This window comes from Bacterioplanoides sp., from assembly GCF_965219715.1.
Classification (GTDB): domain Bacteria; phylum Pseudomonadota; class Gammaproteobacteria; order Pseudomonadales; family Oceanobacteraceae; genus Bacterioplanoides.
Genome location: NZ_OZ244785.1, coordinates 1,755,817 through 1,770,931 on the forward strand (window position 1 = coordinate 1,755,817; position 15,115 = coordinate 1,770,931).

At 47.7% G+C, this 15,115-nt stretch carries 16 protein-coding genes; 8 read left to right on the top strand and 8 right to left on the bottom strand.

Going from position 1 to position 15,115, the window contains the following annotated elements; all coding sequences use genetic code 11:
- Window position 1 precedes the first annotated feature (1 nt).
- From gcvT to gcvP, 3 genes are all read left to right on the top strand, one after another.
- The gene (gcvT, locus tag ACOQOZ_RS08495) at window positions 2-1,084 is read left to right on the top strand and encodes a glycine cleavage system aminomethyltransferase GcvT (protein WP_420591841.1); all 1,083 of its coding nucleotides are present in this window, start codon (window positions 2-4) and stop codon (window positions 1,082-1,084) included.
- A gap of 290 nt (window positions 1,085-1,374) precedes the next feature.
- Window positions 1,375-1,758 (top strand): glycine cleavage system protein GcvH, encoded by a 384-nt coding sequence (gcvH, locus tag ACOQOZ_RS08500; protein ID WP_068658004.1) that lies wholly within the window; start codon window positions 1,375-1,377, stop codon window positions 1,756-1,758.
- Between the two features lie 102 nt (window positions 1,759-1,860).
- Window positions 1,861-4,758 carry an aminomethyl-transferring glycine dehydrogenase gene (gene gcvP / locus ACOQOZ_RS08505; protein WP_420591842.1) on the top strand — a complete coding sequence of 966 codons (2,898 nt, stop codon included), beginning with the start codon at window positions 1,861-1,863 and terminating at the stop codon, window positions 4,756-4,758.
- 118 nt (window positions 4,759-4,876) lie between these two features.
- Here gcvP and ACOQOZ_RS08510 read toward each other — a convergent pair whose 3' ends face one another.
- The 7 genes from ACOQOZ_RS08510 to ACOQOZ_RS08540 form a co-directional block, all read right to left on the bottom strand.
- Complete coding sequence (locus ACOQOZ_RS08510; RefSeq protein ID WP_420591843.1) at window positions 4,877-5,569, bottom strand: TIR domain-containing protein; 693 nt, start codon at window positions 5,567-5,569, stop codon at window positions 4,877-4,879.
- Window positions 5,559-5,966: a hypothetical protein gene (locus ACOQOZ_RS08515; RefSeq protein WP_420591844.1), complete on the bottom strand. Its 408-nt coding sequence runs from the start codon at window positions 5,964-5,966 to the stop codon at window positions 5,559-5,561. The genes ACOQOZ_RS08510 and ACOQOZ_RS08515 overlap by 11 nt, the downstream gene beginning before the upstream one ends.
- Before the next feature lie 19 nt (window positions 5,967-5,985).
- Window positions 5,986-6,825 carry a hypothetical protein gene (locus ACOQOZ_RS08520; protein WP_420591845.1) on the bottom strand — a complete coding sequence of 280 codons (840 nt, stop codon included), beginning with the start codon at window positions 6,823-6,825 and terminating at the stop codon, window positions 5,986-5,988.
- A 24-nt stretch (window positions 6,826-6,849) separates the two neighbouring features.
- Window positions 6,850-8,517 (bottom strand): DUF4041 domain-containing protein, encoded by a 1,668-nt coding sequence (locus ACOQOZ_RS08525; RefSeq protein ID WP_420591846.1) that lies wholly within the window; start codon window positions 8,515-8,517, stop codon window positions 6,850-6,852.
- Between the two features lie 208 nt (window positions 8,518-8,725).
- On the bottom strand, window positions 8,726-9,196 hold the full coding sequence (locus tag ACOQOZ_RS08530; protein WP_420591847.1) for a hypothetical protein: 471 nt from the start codon (window positions 9,194-9,196) through the stop codon (window positions 8,726-8,728).
- 94 nt (window positions 9,197-9,290) lie between these two features.
- Window positions 9,291-9,545, bottom strand: coding sequence for a Txe/YoeB family addiction module toxin (locus ACOQOZ_RS08535; protein ID WP_420591848.1), 255 nt, complete (start codon window positions 9,543-9,545; stop codon window positions 9,291-9,293).
- An 11-nt stretch (window positions 9,546-9,556) separates the two neighbouring features.
- Complete coding sequence (locus ACOQOZ_RS08540) at window positions 9,557-9,811, bottom strand: type II toxin-antitoxin system Phd/YefM family antitoxin (protein ID WP_420591849.1); 255 nt, start codon at window positions 9,809-9,811, stop codon at window positions 9,557-9,559.
- A 175-nt stretch (window positions 9,812-9,986) separates the two neighbouring features.
- Between ACOQOZ_RS08540 and ACOQOZ_RS08545 the strand changes: the two genes are divergently transcribed.
- The 4 genes from ACOQOZ_RS08545 to choX all read left to right on the top strand — a co-directional run bounded on the left by ACOQOZ_RS08545 (window position 9,987) and on the right by choX (window position 12,997).
- Window positions 9,987-10,538 carry a hypothetical protein gene (locus ACOQOZ_RS08545; protein ID WP_420591850.1) on the top strand — a complete coding sequence of 184 codons (552 nt, stop codon included), beginning with the start codon at window positions 9,987-9,989 and terminating at the stop codon, window positions 10,536-10,538.
- Window positions 10,539-10,688: 150 nt separating this feature from the next.
- On the top strand, window positions 10,689-11,051 hold the full coding sequence (locus tag ACOQOZ_RS08550) for an MbcA/ParS/Xre antitoxin family protein (protein ID WP_420591851.1): 363 nt from the start codon (window positions 10,689-10,691) through the stop codon (window positions 11,049-11,051).
- Entirely contained in the window at window positions 11,051-11,797 is a 747-nt protein-coding gene (locus ACOQOZ_RS08555) for an RES family NAD+ phosphorylase (RefSeq protein ID WP_420591852.1), read from the top strand. Before ACOQOZ_RS08550 ends, ACOQOZ_RS08555 begins: the two co-directional genes overlap by 1 nt.
- A gap of 261 nt (window positions 11,798-12,058) precedes the next feature.
- Complete coding sequence (choX, locus tag ACOQOZ_RS08560) at window positions 12,059-12,997, top strand: choline ABC transporter substrate-binding protein (RefSeq protein ID WP_420591853.1); 939 nt, start codon at window positions 12,059-12,061, stop codon at window positions 12,995-12,997.
- A gap of 56 nt (window positions 12,998-13,053) precedes the next feature.
- Here choX and ACOQOZ_RS08565 read toward each other — a convergent pair whose 3' ends face one another.
- Window positions 13,054-13,488, bottom strand: a complete 435-nt coding sequence (locus ACOQOZ_RS08565; protein WP_420591854.1) for a hypothetical protein — start codon at window positions 13,486-13,488, stop codon at window positions 13,054-13,056.
- Between the two features lie 175 nt (window positions 13,489-13,663).
- Here ACOQOZ_RS08565 and ACOQOZ_RS08570 point away from each other — a divergent pair, with 175 nt between their 5' ends.
- Complete coding sequence (locus tag ACOQOZ_RS08570) at window positions 13,664-15,034, top strand: MATE family efflux transporter (RefSeq protein WP_420591855.1); 1,371 nt, start codon at window positions 13,664-13,666, stop codon at window positions 15,032-15,034.
- The last annotated feature ends 81 nt before the right edge of the window (window positions 15,035-15,115 follow it).

Here is a 15,115-nt window from a genome sequence, read left to right on the forward strand (position 1 = left end):
TATGGGTAAACAAACCGCCCTTTACGCAAAGCATGTCGAAGCCAACGGCAAGATCGTTGATTTTGGTGGTTGGGACATGCCAATTCATTACGGTTCGCAGATTCAGGAACATAATGCCGTCCGTGAAGACGTTGGTATGTTCGATGTTTCGCACATGACCATCGTGGACGTGAAAGGCAGTGATGCCAAAGCCTACCTGCAAAAATTACTCGCCAACGACGTTGATAAGTTAAAAGATGCCGGCAAAGCGTTATACACCGGCATGCTGAACGAAGATGGCGGCGTCATCGACGATCTGATCGTTTACAACATGGACGGCTGGTACCGCACCGTTGTGAACTGTGCCACCCGCGAAAAAGATCTGGAGTGGATGGACAAACAGAGCACGGGCTTTGATGTGTCTCTGACTGAGCGTCCTGAGCTATCCATGCTGGCGGTTCAGGGTCCTAATGCGATTGAGAAAGTGAAACAGGTTAAGCCTGAAGCAGCTGAACTGGTTGGTGGCCTGAAGATCTTCCAGGGTCTGCCACAAAGCGACTGGTTCTTTGCCCGCACCGGTTACACCGGCGAAGACGGCCTGGAAATCATGATTCCGGAAGCTGAAATTGCGGATTTCTGGCAAGCACTGGTAGACGCTGGTGTACAACCGGCAGGTCTGGGCGCTCGTGATACTCTGCGCCTGGAAGCGGGTATGAACCTGTACGGCAACGATATGGACGAAACCATCAGCCCACTACAGGCTGGTATGGGCTGGACCATCGCCTGGGAACCGGCTGAGCGTGACTTTAATGGTCGTAAAGCGCTGGAAGCTGAAAAAGCCAAAGGTGATATTCCTAAGCTGGTTGGCCTGGTACTGGAAACCCGTGGTGTGATGCGTTCTCACCAGAAAGTGGTTGTCGACGGTATTGGTGAGGGTGAAGTGACTTCCGGTACCTTCTCACCAACCCTGCAGCACTCGATTGCGATGGCGCGCGTACCTAAGGGTACCGGCGACAGCTGTGAAATTGAAATGCGTGGCAAGTTGATTCCTGCCCGCGTTGTGAAATTACCGTTTGTACGTAACGGTAAGAAGGTTTTTGAATAATCACCCGGAAACGAGGTGATTAAAGCACCCAATATTGTTCAGCCACGGCCATCACAATCGCGTCCATGCTCCGGTGATGACCACGCAGCTCCCGGCTGCTGTTTTGAACAACATTCGGTACTTCAATCTTTCAGTCGATTGATTGGTTGTTTTTCTAAAGCAGCAACAGGATGTTGCGGGCGCATCGCAGGCACAGGGATGTGCCTTACGATGGGTGCGGCTGAAAAATTACCGATTAATCGGCAAAAGTTTAAATGTTAAAAAAGCGTCAGACCGTACGGAGAAAACTGATGAGCAATATCCCAACAGAATTAAAATACGTTGCATCCCACGAGTGGCTGCGTAAAGAAGAAGACGGCACCATCACTGTTGGTGTTACCGACTTCGCACAAGAACAGCTGGGCGACGTAGTATTCGTTGAGCTGCCAGAAGTAGGTACTGAAGTAGCCGCTGACGACGACATCGCTGTTGTTGAGTCTGTAAAAGCTGCTTCCGACATCTACGCACCAATCTCTGGTGAAATCGTAGCGATCAACGAAGACCTGGTAGACGCTCCGGAAAAAGTAAACGAAGACCCATACGGCGAAGCCTGGTTCTTCAAGATCAAGCCAGCGAACGAAGGCGACTACGACGGCCTGCTGACTGCTGATCAATACGAAGCTGAGTGCAACTAATACCTTAGGTATCTGAGTTTCCGTAAATATCAAAAGCCTCGGCCTTGCTTCTACACAACCGGGGCTTTTTCTTTTCTGACATAAAGACGTACGAGACATCCCATGACCACATTGTCTTTAAAAGAGCTGGAACAGCGCGACAACTTTGTTGGCCGCCATATTGGTTCCGATGGCGCTGGCATTGATCACAGCGAAGAAAACGCCATGCTGCAAAGCATTGGTGCCGATTCTCTGGATTCATTAACCGCTGAAATTGTACCGGCTGATATTCTGCAGGAGCCGTTCCTGGAGATCACCGACAGCCGCACCGAGTTTGAAGCCCTGAACTACCTCAAGTCTCTGGCTGCGAAAAACAAGGTCTTTAAAAGCTACATCGGCATGGGTTACCACGACACCATTATTCCACCGGTGATCCTGCGTAACGTGATGGAAAACCCGGGTTGGTACACGGCGTACACGCCATACCAGCCGGAAATCGCCCAGGGTCGTCTGGAATCTCTGCTGAACTTCCAGCAAATGGTGATCGACTTCACCGGTATGGAACTGGCCAACGCCTCCCTGCTGGATGAAGGTACTGCCGCGGCGGAAGCCATGGCGATGATCAAGCGTTCCGTACGTAAGAACAAATCCAACACCTTCTATCTGGATGAAAACTGCCTGCCACAAACCATCGACGTGGTGAAAACCCGTGCCGAAGCGTTTGGCTGGGACGTACAGGTAGGTCCTGCGGCTGAAGCAGCCAACGCCGACGTATTCGGTGCGCTGTTCCAGTACCCGGGCGTAGACGGTGAAGTGATCGATCTGACCGACGTGATTGCGGCACTGCACGAGAAGAACGCCATGGCGGCCGTTGCTTCCGACCTGATGGCGCTGATCATGCTGAAAGCACCGGGCGAAATGGGCGCCGACATCGTACTGGGTAACGCCCAGCACTTCGGCGTACCAATGGGCTTTGGTGGCCCGCACGCTGCGTTCTTCGCTACTAAAGACAGCTTCAAGCGCTCGATTCCTGGCCGTATTATCGGTGTTTCCATCGACGCTCAGGGCAAGCCTGCGCTGCGTATGGCACTGCAAACCCGTGAACAGCATATCCGTCGTGAGAAAGCCAACTCCAACATCTGTACTGCTCAGGTGCTGCTGGCTAACCTGTCTGCGTTCTACGCGGTTTACCACGGCCCTAAAGGTCTGCAAACCATCGCTGGTCGCATCCACCGTCTGACCGATATTCTGGCGGCGGGTCTGAAGGCGAAAGGCGTAGAAATCACCAACAACCAGTGGTTCGACACCTTAACCGTAAAAGTGGCTGACCGTGATGCGGTTCTGGCACGCGCTGAAGCAGCTGAACTGAACCTGCGTATCGACGCTGATACTCTGGGTGTAACCCTGAGTGAAAAGACTTCTGCCGAAGACGTTGCTGAACTGTTCGACGTAATCATTGGCGAAGGCCACGGCCTGGACGTTTACGCTCTGGACGCTGACATCGTTGCCAACGGCAGCACCAGCATCGCGGCAAACGTTACCCGTAATACTGAATTCCTGACTCATCCGACCTTCAACAGCCATCACACGGAACATGAGATGCTGCGTTACATGAAGCGTCTGGAGTCAAAAGACCTGGCGATGAACCACAGCATGATCACGCTGGGTTCTTGTACCATGAAGCTGAACGCCACCACCGAAATGATTCCGGTTACCTGGCCAGAATTCGGCAACATCCACCCGTTCGCGCCTCAGTCTCAGACCGAAGGTTACGAGCAGATGATTGCCGAGCTGGACGACTACCTGAAGCAAGCCACTGGCCTGCCAGCAGTATGTATGCAGCCGAACTCCGGTGCGCAGGGCGAATACGCCGGTCTGTTAGCGATTAAGAAATACCACGAGAGCCGTGGCGAAGGTCACCGTAACGTGTGTCTGATTCCTCGCTCTGCCCACGGTACTAACCCGGCATCGGCGCAAATGGCCTCCATGCGCGTGGTTGTGACCGACTGTGATGAAGACGGCAACGTTGATTTCGCGGACCTGAAAGCCAAGGCCGAAGAGCTGGGCGATCAGTTGTCTTGCTTAATGCTGACCTACCCATCGACCCACGGTATTTATGAAGAAGGCGTACGTGAAATCTGCGACCTGATTCATGAGCACGGCGGCCAGGTGTACATGGATGGCGCTAACCTGAACGCTCAGGTAGGCATCACCTCTCCGGGTCATATTGGTGCTGACGTAACACACATGAACCTGCACAAAACCTTCGCTATCCCACACGGTGGTGGTGGCCCGGGTATGGGCCCGATTGGTGTGGCAGCACACCTGGCACCGTTTGTGGCGAACCACGCGGTACGTCCGATCGACAACGAATCCAAAGGCAACGGTGCGGTATCCGCAGCGCCTTACGGCTCTTCTTCGATCCTCAACATCAGCTGGATGTACATCACCCTGATGGGCGGCAACGGCCTGCGTAAAGCGACTCAAACCGCACTGCTGAAAGCCAACTACCTGGCTAAGCGTTTGAGTACGCACTACCCGATTCTGTACTCTGGTCAGAACGGCCGTGTCGCGCACGAATGTATCGTTGACCTGCGTCCGATCAAAGCCGAAACCGGTATCACCGAGGTGGATATCGCTAAGCGCCTGATGGACTACGGTTTCCACGCGCCAACCATGTCGTTCCCGGTTGCGGGTACTTTCATGATTGAGCCGACGGAATCTGAATCTCAGGCTGAGATCGATCGTTTCGCTGACGCCATGATTGCGATTAAAGGCGAGATTGATGCCGTTGTACGTGGTGAGTTAGACGCGGAAAACAACCCGCTGAAAAACGCTCCTCACACCGCTGAAGTGGTTACCGGTGATTGGGAACGTCCTTACTCCCGTGAACTGGCGGCTTATCCGGTTAAAGACCTGGGCGCTCATAAGTTCTGGCCAAGCGTTGGCCGTATTGATGATGTGTACGGTGACCGTAACCTGATTTGTTCTTGTCCGGCGATTGAGAATTACGAAGATTAATCTTCGTTATTTCCAGTCCATGAAAAAACCCGCGGTCGCGGGTTTTTTCATTTAAAAGCAGGCTTTTTAGCAACTGAACCGTTACGTTAATTCCTAGCTATAACGATTTTTGCAAACTTTATGCAACCGTCTTAGTTATTTCATAATCATCAATATTTTCGTTAATTCCAGTTGCCAAATCTAAGTAGTAACCAACATTTCCTATAAAATCAGACCACTTAACCGAATGGATGTAAGAAGAATTACCTAGATATACTTTCCCGTTGCCGTGGTGATTACAATCACTCAAGTTAGGAGACTTTATGTTAAACATGTTGTCTCTCAATATCTGAAAAAGGAAATCTGTTTTCAAAGTCCTGGTTTTACAATGGGGGCAACTTTCATCGACGAGATAGTATTCATAACTTCCATTACTATCAGGTAAAACGACCGCCAATACAGCATTAGTCTTGCTAGTTCTACCATTTCTTGCGTGCTCTTTAAGTGAGTACGATATTTCCCAAGGAATCCATTGATCAGATTCAGTAACAAGAAACTCTTTCATACCTTTTGAAATGACGCAAATCGTAATGCTGCTATCATATATTTTATCTCTTAATTTCGAAGCAATCGTTGAGTCTTTAAAGCTACTCATGTCTTCGCCATCGGCTTCCCCTTTATTTATCTGATCGTCCTCATCAAGATAGTCCTGTAATTTATCGATATAATCTCTTACTTTCGTATCATCAAAAATACTATCAGTCAGAGGTTTAACTTGATTATCAGCATATTTATACGAAACAAAAACTTTCCTGCCCATTTCAACATCCATTTATTATAAACATAACTATTAGTGCTGCAGACACTGAGATTCCGTAAAAAGGTACGAGTGTTTTAGAAAATATACCTCTTCCCCATGTATTATCCCTTACATTAAATTTCGACGCATTCATATCGAAATCAATTGAAGCCTCATCCTTTTCTCTAACTTCATTATAAAGTTCTCGATACTGCCTCTCTGTTGCTATAAAGAAACCATCCAACAACCAAAACACAGGAATTACAAAATATGAGATTAATACGTAATTAATATTTGCATCCTTTGCAGCTAAAGCAAACAGTGCTGAAACGAGAGTAATCGACCAGCCTTTGATTAAAAAGGAATTCGAATTCATCCGTGATATTACATTCTGAATAAATTCAAGGTGTTTCATTTTTTTGTCAGACATACAGCCACCTATATAAATATTACCAGACTAAAGATTTAGACTCTTCAGAACCTAAATTATAGTTTGTTCCCGCGGCCAAATTATACAGTTCAGTCAACGCATCGTATCCCTTATAGCTATTTCGGTTAAAGCCAACCCATTTACTAATGATTTCAGCATTTAACTTGTGCAGATGTTCTATAGGTAATGAGTAACTAACCTTTACTGAAGAACTTTCCAATCCAGCACTCTTTCGGAGACTTTCGTTAAAGGTCAGAGAATCAAGGGCCATCTCTGTTCTTTTAATCATAGGACGATTGCGAATTACACTCGAAGTTCTTAGTTCCGACATAAGCCACGGTGAGTATGTACTAACTCCAGCTCTTATCTTTGAACTTAAGGAATGATTATCAACCGAGTTATCCGTATTTAAAAAAATTAGACATTCGCAATGATCAATCATGAGATTTAGTGCGTTTGATAGCAATGTATATACGTGCGAAGCCGTTACATTGCATTTTTCGTAAGAATATAGATTCTCACCTTCTATACGGCTGTACTGATCATTGATCTTTTTTATCAGCTGGTCAGAATAGCCCCACACTGTTGAATCTATAAACGACTCCAATGAAAATTTCTCTTTCAGGAAAGAAGCAAATCTTTTTGCTATCAATTCATCACTATGAGAATGAGAGATAAATACTTTCTTACTTGAAAGTAGAGGAAACCATTCACTTTCAAGACGATCGCCATCAATTACACCATCCTTCTCAACTAAATGATTTAGAGAATCTCGAACATACCTAGAATCATCAGATACTGTAATAGGTTGATTGTTAAAATCATTGTTATCTAGTTTTAAATTAAATCCATGAAGCATATATAAATCCTGATCGTATAATACCTAAACAATAGCTTCTTCCGCTTCACGCGAAATAGCTAAACTTTCCCGATACTCAACCGCCTCAGCCTTCATCGTCCAGTGAATATCATCCACACCTATCTGCTCAATCTTCTGGCGAATCAGCGGCAAGCTGACACCAAAGAACTCTTTGCGTGGATTCACTTTATTCACAGCATCTTGCTGGAAATGACGATGCAGCTCTTTCTCAAGCGTTGGGGCATCTTCACTAAAGATCATGGCATGAACATCAAAGCCAAATGGCACCGAAGCATCACCGAGTTCTTTCACCCGATCCATCGGTTCCAAACGACGTGTCATACCAATTTTGAAAATGTTTTCGCCGAAGCTCCCGATATTAGAGATCACATAAACGTGACCACGACGGGTCTGTTCCGCCATTGAGATAGCGCGTTGGCCGCGCTCTTCTGCCTCACTGAGCTTGCTCTGAAGCTCAGCCAGCTTGTATTCGTATTCAGCCTTCTTGTCATCGTGAGCAGCTTCCAACTCAGCACGCGCAGCTTTAAGCGCTTTAGCGAGCATACGCTCTTCTTTCTCGGCTTCTTTGATGGCTTTTTCCATCTCACGACGAGCGCGTTCTTCTTCGCGCATCTGTTCACGAATGGCTTTCTGCTCTTCACGTTCCTGAAGCTTCAACTCATTTACTGCAACAGCCCAGCGCAGTTCTTCCAGGCGAGTGTTCAGATAGACACGCTCGATACGAGCATTTCGGAATGCTGCACCGTTGTTATTAACTAAAGAAAAGGCATCTTTGATTTCCTGCTCCAACTTGCCGAAGTTATCGTGCTTAACCTTCGACATCGCAGAATCGACTTTGCCGTTAAAGGCATCAAGAACAAAATGAATCGCCGTCGTCTGACGGCTGACTTCGACATAATCACACGTTGCCGCCTGGTGCTCTTTCACCAGCATCTTAATTTTCTGACGAACTTCTTTTAGCTTCTCGCCTGCATCTTTATGGCCAAAGTCTTCAGCAAGTTCATCAATGGCAGTGTGGTTGGGAATAATATAGTCATCGCGATAACCCTTAATCTGGTTTCTCATTGCAGTGATGGCGGCCTGAAGGACATCAGCCTTTTCTTTGGCTTCGAGCGCATCGCCTGCAATACGTTGCGCTTCTTCTCTCGCTGTAGCCACCAGCGAAGTGGCTTGCTCGTTAGCAACGCTAACAATCAACTCGCGTTTCTTCTCGGTTTTATCAGCAAAGTCTTTTGCTTTTAAACGAATAACTTTCGCTTCTTCTTTAGCTTCAGCGATTATTCCATCTTTGGTACTTGTCACTCGCTGAGCAAGCATCTGAGCACTTTTCTTTATCGAGTCAGCTTTCTCAATAATGGATGATGCCGTGTTCTCTGCCTGTATTTTTGCGTTGTCGAGAATACTCACCCGGCTTTCTTCGGTCTGCTTTGCAAAAGAGTCTGCCTCCTCCCTGACCTTATTAGCATCAGCTAATATAGAAGCCGCTTCAGCTTCAGCATCCGTAACTGGAGCGTATTTCTGTTTTAGTTCGCTGAGTTCGGTAAGTACTGTATCTCTCTCGCTCTGCATTTTTGTTCGTTGTATGCGAGAGATAAAAGCAAAAAGAAGTGGAAATAGAGATAAGAAAAAGACTACGCCAAGCGTAACCAAATGATTGGATGCATAATCCATTGTACGTCCCTGATACTATCAAAAAGATCATTAGTGGTCAGATAGTACTAGACCGAACATCCCATTCCAATAGTAATAAACGACACACTATATTAAGAAGCTGTCTTAATTTAACCGTGACCTTATTTGCGAAGGGGCACACCGAAGTGCAACTAAAGCGGGTTGCTGAGCCGAGAGTCAGAGCAAGGTCAGCTAACTTTTAAGGAAACTAACGTACTCCGCGTTTAAGCTCCAATGCAAGAATGCACTTATCCTGCTTAATTCCGGATGTAAACTCCTTAGCAGGAAGCGCTACATATGTCAGACTGACCTGATCCCCTTCTTTTAAAACAGCCTTACCGGAAAAGCAGAAGGTTAAATCGCGATCAATTAAATACCGTTTCCCCGCTAGCAAGAATTCCCAGTTCTTATTGTAGGTCGTAACTTTCTCTACCTGACCTGAAACTTTGATTAACGCATCTGTTTTGTGTTTCTCTTCGACATATTCGAATACAGATAGACGGCCTAAATAAGTAAGTGTATTGAAGCCTATTGCAGCAGAAGCAATAACCACCGCAAGAACGGCTATTCCTAACTTTCTGCTCAGAAGCATTCCAGTGGAAATCATCAGGAATATTACTGTGCTACGCCAATCAAATTCTGGTTTTATCAGATCAACTAAATAACTAATTTCATACATATTGACGATGCTACCCTAACGCAGCTCACCCCAGCCTACGAATGTAGCGGTAGTTTAGCGATTATTAGGTTGGGATACCCAACTTCAACCAAAATTAATAGTGATACCTAAGCTGCGCTATCAACACAGCACCGTCTTCCACCTTATAAACCAACCGGTGCTCATCATTAATCCGGCGCGACCAATAACCCGCTAAGCCATGCTTCAGAGGCTCTGGTTTGCCGGTGCCTTCAAACGGTGTTCGCTGAATCTCTTTGATTAGCGCATTAATCCGTTTCAGCATTTTCTTGTCGGTGGATTGCCAGTAGAGGTAACTTTCCCAGGCTTTGCTGGAGAAGATCAGTTTCATCTTTCGATCACTCAATCTTCGAGTAGAGCGCGCTCTGTACCCTGCCCATTCTCTAACTCAGCAATCGATTCCAGCAGATTGCGGGCGTTGGCCGGTGAGCGTAACAAATAGGTGGTTTCCTGCATCGCCTGATAGTCTTCCAGAGACATCATCACCACAGGTTCTTCGCTTTTACGGGTAATAATCACCGGAGCATGGTCGTTACAGACCTGCTCCATGGTTTTCGCCAGGTTGGCGCGGGCAGCGGTATAACTAATAGCGTCCATCGTTTCTCCATCGCGCCTTCAGGCTCGATTCATACTGTACACAATTCTGTACAGGTTAAATTTTAACCATGAAAAAATCAATCCCAAACGTATGTTTGAGCAAAACCTTGTACCAACTAATGTTATTTTTATCACCAGAGCATTATGATAAGTGAATCATTCAAAAGGATTTGCCATGAAACGCTCATCACTCATATTGCTGTGCGCGCTCCTATCAGCTTGCGGCGGCGATAATGACAACGATACCACTCCAGCACAGCGCAACCTGAGCAGCGCGTTATCCTTTCAGCAACTGATCGATCGGCGGCTCGCCAACGATACCAGCATCGATGGCAAGACGGTGTTAATCCGGGATGCGGTGCATAGCTCCTTTGACGGTGACACCGTGTGTTCTTCCGCCCTGATCTGCGATACCCAAACCTCAGACATTCCCGGCTATCTGGGGAGCAACGATACTCTGAATTGCTATCAATCCGGCATCTACCTGCGCCAGGAACCTGTGCTCGAACAGATCGAAATCGACCTTAAACAACATACCGATTTTTATCAGCTGACCGGTAAACAAACCCGCGCGGCCAACTTCTACGCCAAAATCACCTTTGTTGAACGTGACCATCCATGCTCATCAACCCCAAGAAAAGATCCGGGATTGAAGATCGAGTTAAAAGCCGGTGAGGAACAACACTTGCTGGAACAGCTGTTACAGCTGTTACAGCCACAGAACTGAGCCCGAAAGGAATGATTGAGCAGCTTCATTCTCGCAAACAACTGTTCTGAAACCATTACTCCAGAGCAGTCAACTTCAGACCACACCAGAACTTGTTATTTTCAAATATCAGCAATATATTTGATCAATACAATTTATACCGGGTGATTTATGCAAGCAGCCATGCAACCAAACGAAGAACTGGTGATTGCCAAAGCGGTGATCAACGCCAGTGACGAGCTCGGTCTCGCGCGGGGTGAGCTGGCTCAGGTTCTCGGTATTGACCCGTCCCAGGTCAGTCGTTTAACCCAGCGTGGTGTTAAGCGCTCCAGCAAACAATGGGATATCGCACTCTACGTTATCCGCATCGCTCGTGGCCTGTTTGCCCTGAACAACGGCGATAAGTACAACACCCAACACTTTATGAAAACCCCAAACCGCGTTCTGCAGCTGACGCCAAAAGAGGCGTTAAAAGATCTGGCCGGATTAGTGCGGGTACTGAACTTCGTCGACGCGATGCGTGGCAAGGTTTGATGACAGATCTCCATAACCTGATTGAGCAGCAACGTGATCTCCTCAGCGGTAAGTTATACCGTATGGTGGAAAATCAGGAGCAGGTCGCAACCCGCCGACTGGTCGATAACGCCGCCGAACACGATCTGCTGGAAAGCATCCTCGAAGAAAGCAAACCGCCCTATCATCTGGATACCCCAGACGGTATGGATTACCTGCTGAAAACGCCGTTTCGGTATCCGCCACTGAAATATGGCTCGCGCTTCGGCACGACCAATGAAGCTGGCATTTTCTACGGTGGAATGAATCCACAGGTGGTGATTGCCGAAGTAGCTTATTACCGCTTTGTTTATTGGTATTCACCGCAGGAACCGTTCCCGAAGCCGATTCAGTCGCAACATACGTTGTATTCAGCCAGCTTCAAAACAGATGCTGGCGTGAATTTAACCGGCGAAGCTTTTGCAAAATATAAGGAGCAGCTCACCTCTCCCTGCAACTACCAGCTCACCCAACAACTGGGCAGCCTGATGCGTCAGCAGAATATCGAAGCCTTTATCTATCAGTCGGCACGAGATCCACAGGCTGGTGCCTGTATTGCTCTGTTTACCCCAAAAGCCTTTGATACGCTGAAGCCAGACCTAGTGGCTGACTATATGTGTGATGTCGACGGCGAAACCGTCAGTATGCGACGCAACGGCCAGTTTGAATCGCTGCGTTTTGCGCTGTCGGATTTCGAAATTAATAACCAACTGCCAATGCCAGCGTGAAGCTCTGATCTGAGCCTTATTTCTGACAACCAATCCCATGGCATTAGACACTAAAAGCCAGACAATCATATATTCCCAATCCAGCCACGCCTTTATTACCAGAACACGTCACACCTGAATCGGGCTGCACCTGCGGTGATCCGGCACTTTCAGGAAACCCGAATGACCTCAATGACAGCTTCTTTTAACATCCTTTTACTACGTTGAATGAACATTCAATTGATAGAATATCACCCAACTTTTACCAACGAAGTCCCCCCCATGAAAAGCGCCTTACTCCTGTTCCTGATGTTTTTATTCCCGGCCGCGGTTACCGCCAACAGCTGCACAACGGTACGTTTTGGCGTGGTCGACTGGACCGATGTCCAGGCAACCACCGCCACAGCAGAACAGTTACTGACGCGGCTGGGTTACGAGGTAGAAACAGAGCTGCTGTCGGTACCAGAGGTCTATCAGAAGTTATCCAAAGGTGAGCTCGACGTATTCCTCGGAAACTGGATGCCCACCATGGAACCGATTATTCAGCCTTATCTGCTCAATAAAAGTGTCGATGTACTGGGCAAAAACCTCAGTGGTGCGAAATATACCCTGGCGGTGCCCTCTTATGTTTACGATGCTGGCGTCCGCTCATTCGCTGATATTGTGCGCTTCAAAGATCAGTTCAAAAACAAGTTATACGGTCTGGAAAAAGGCAATGACGGTAATGCCCTGCTGCAGGATGTGATTGCTAAAAATGATTTTTCTCTGGGTAACTTCTCTCTGGTGGAGCTGCCGGAACGGCTGATGTTGTACCAGGTAAAACGGCATATTCGTGATGGTGACTGGATTGCCTTTCTTGCCTGGGCACCACACCCAATGAATGAAAACTTCGACATCCGTTACCTGGCCGGTGGCGATGCTTACTTCGGTCCGGATTTGGGTGGTTCGACTGTGTATACCAACACCCGGGCGAACTTCCGTCGCGACTGCCCGAACGTTGCAAAGTTACTCGATAACCTGGAATTCTCGCTGGAGATGGAAGGTGAGGTAATGAATATGATGTTGGGTGAGTTTGTTCCCGGAGATCGCGCGGTACGCGACTGGATGTTCCGCAACCCGGCTACTCTGAATGATTGGCTCAATGGTGTAACCAACCAACAGGGTAATACTGTTAATCCCGCTGAACTGGCTGAGGGCATGCAGCTGACGTTTTCAGACTAGCCAGCGAAAAGCAGGCGTGAATCTGACAAACACGCCTGCTTTGTTTGAGCAGTGAGTTATTCCGGCGCAGCAGGCTGAGATGCTGTCGGCTGTTTGTTCGTGGTTGAATAAATTCCCCAGGCCGCCAGACTGCCCAGCAGAATACCTGCTGAGGCGACAATAAAGGCACCAAAGGCATCGTTGGAGCCCGGCTCCAGGGTAAAGGCGATCTGCATCGACATACCAAATAAGCCAATAATTGCAGCACTGGTGATGTAACCAATAATCCGTACCGGCTTACCACCGATAGCGGTCAATGCCGCTGCGGTAACCAACCAGGCCAGCACCGCCAACAAGCGAACCAACTGGAAGCCCTGAATGGCCATCGCCGCCAGCGACAGGATCGCCAGAATAACAAATAACACCGCTAATGATTTTCTCAGAATATTCATAAATTCACGTCCGTTTGTAGCCAGGTTGTTTATAACAATCAGAATGATGATAACGATCATAACAGCCCGTTATGACAAATCGCAGCCTCTATACAATTCTTGCGCTTTCCTTGCATCCGGGTTGAACACTGCATCTCAACCAGCACCGGGTTAAAACGCTGGCTGTCACCCGGGAAATTCGCTAGCGTGTCTGTCTCTGGCTTTATGTTTGCCCCTCTCAATAACAAGGACCGATATGTCTTCGGATAAAACCGCCCACGATATTCTTAATGCTCCGGTCACACCGCTGTTTTTTAAAATGGCGATGCCAGTCATCCTGGGCTTATTGGTGAACGGTTTATATAACTTTGTTGATGCGATTTTTATTGCCCGGGCGGTGGGCACCGATGGTATTGGCGGAGTGACCGCTGCTTTTCCGATTCAGATGATCCTGATCAGTATCAGCGCCATGATGGGCAGTGGTGTGGCTTCCATTCTGTCGCGTCGATTGGGTGCCAATAAAGACGATGAAGCCAACCGGGTATTTAACGCCTCGATTTTTCTCGCCTTCAGTGTTGGTTTATTTTTCTCGGTTGTTGTCAGCTTTTTTAATCGCGATATTTTTATTCTGCTGGAACTGCCACCAGCCATTCGGGATTACGCGATAGAATATCTGCATCCTATCGCTTTGTTTTCAGTGATCAGTTTTTGTTACGGCACTTTAAGCGATTCCGTCAGAGCACAGGGGTTAAATAATCACGTCTTTTTTATGATGGTGATGTCGTCATTACTGAACATTTCACTGGATGCATTATTTCTGTTTGTTTTTGAATGGGGTGTTGCCGGTGCCGCCTGGGCCACGGTCATTGCCCTGTCTTCGTCATGTGTATACGCAGCACGCCTGATTCTCAGCGGTAAACACCGGATTCGTTTTTATCGTGATTACATCCGCCCCAATAAAGCCGTACATAAAGAAACCATTGCGCTCGGCATTCCTATTTTTATGTCGTATGCAGGCTACGGCCTGATGCTGTTAATTGTAAATATCGCCATCGTGATGGTGGCACAACAAAATGCCGAGTTGTTAATCAGCGCTCACGGTATTTTAAATCGTACGTTAATGCTGATTTTTCTGCCGATTCTGGGAATGATGATCGCCTTTCAGACCTTTGCCGGGTTTAATTTTGGTGCCCGCAAACTGCCCAGAATTGGTCAGGGGCTTAAAGTCGCACTGATTGTCAGCACCCTGTATTGCCTGATCTGGACGCTTGTGATGCTTAACATTCCACATTACCTGTATGTGTTGTTCAGCGAAGACCAGCAATTAGTAAACACCGCGGCAGAAATCTCAACCGTGGTGTATTTATTGTTTATCACCGCCGGGATCGCTCAGATCTGTCCGGCGCTGTTTCAGGCCATGGGTTATGCCAAACCCTCTGCCTGGTTAAATGCGCTACATACCTATGTGCTGTTAATTCCGGTGTTATGGCTGAGCGTGCACTGGTGGCAAAGCGAAGGCATCTGGTGGACCTTCCCGATTATCGACGCCATCGCCGGAATTATTATTGCGGCATACACCTGGTTCTTTATGCAGCAGCTCAATATCAAACTGCAGGAAAACAACTAGCAAGGCAGCCTGGTCAGCAATAAAGAGAACAGCCGGGACAACGGCGGATGGAATCCACTGCGCTGCCACTGGCACTCTGGC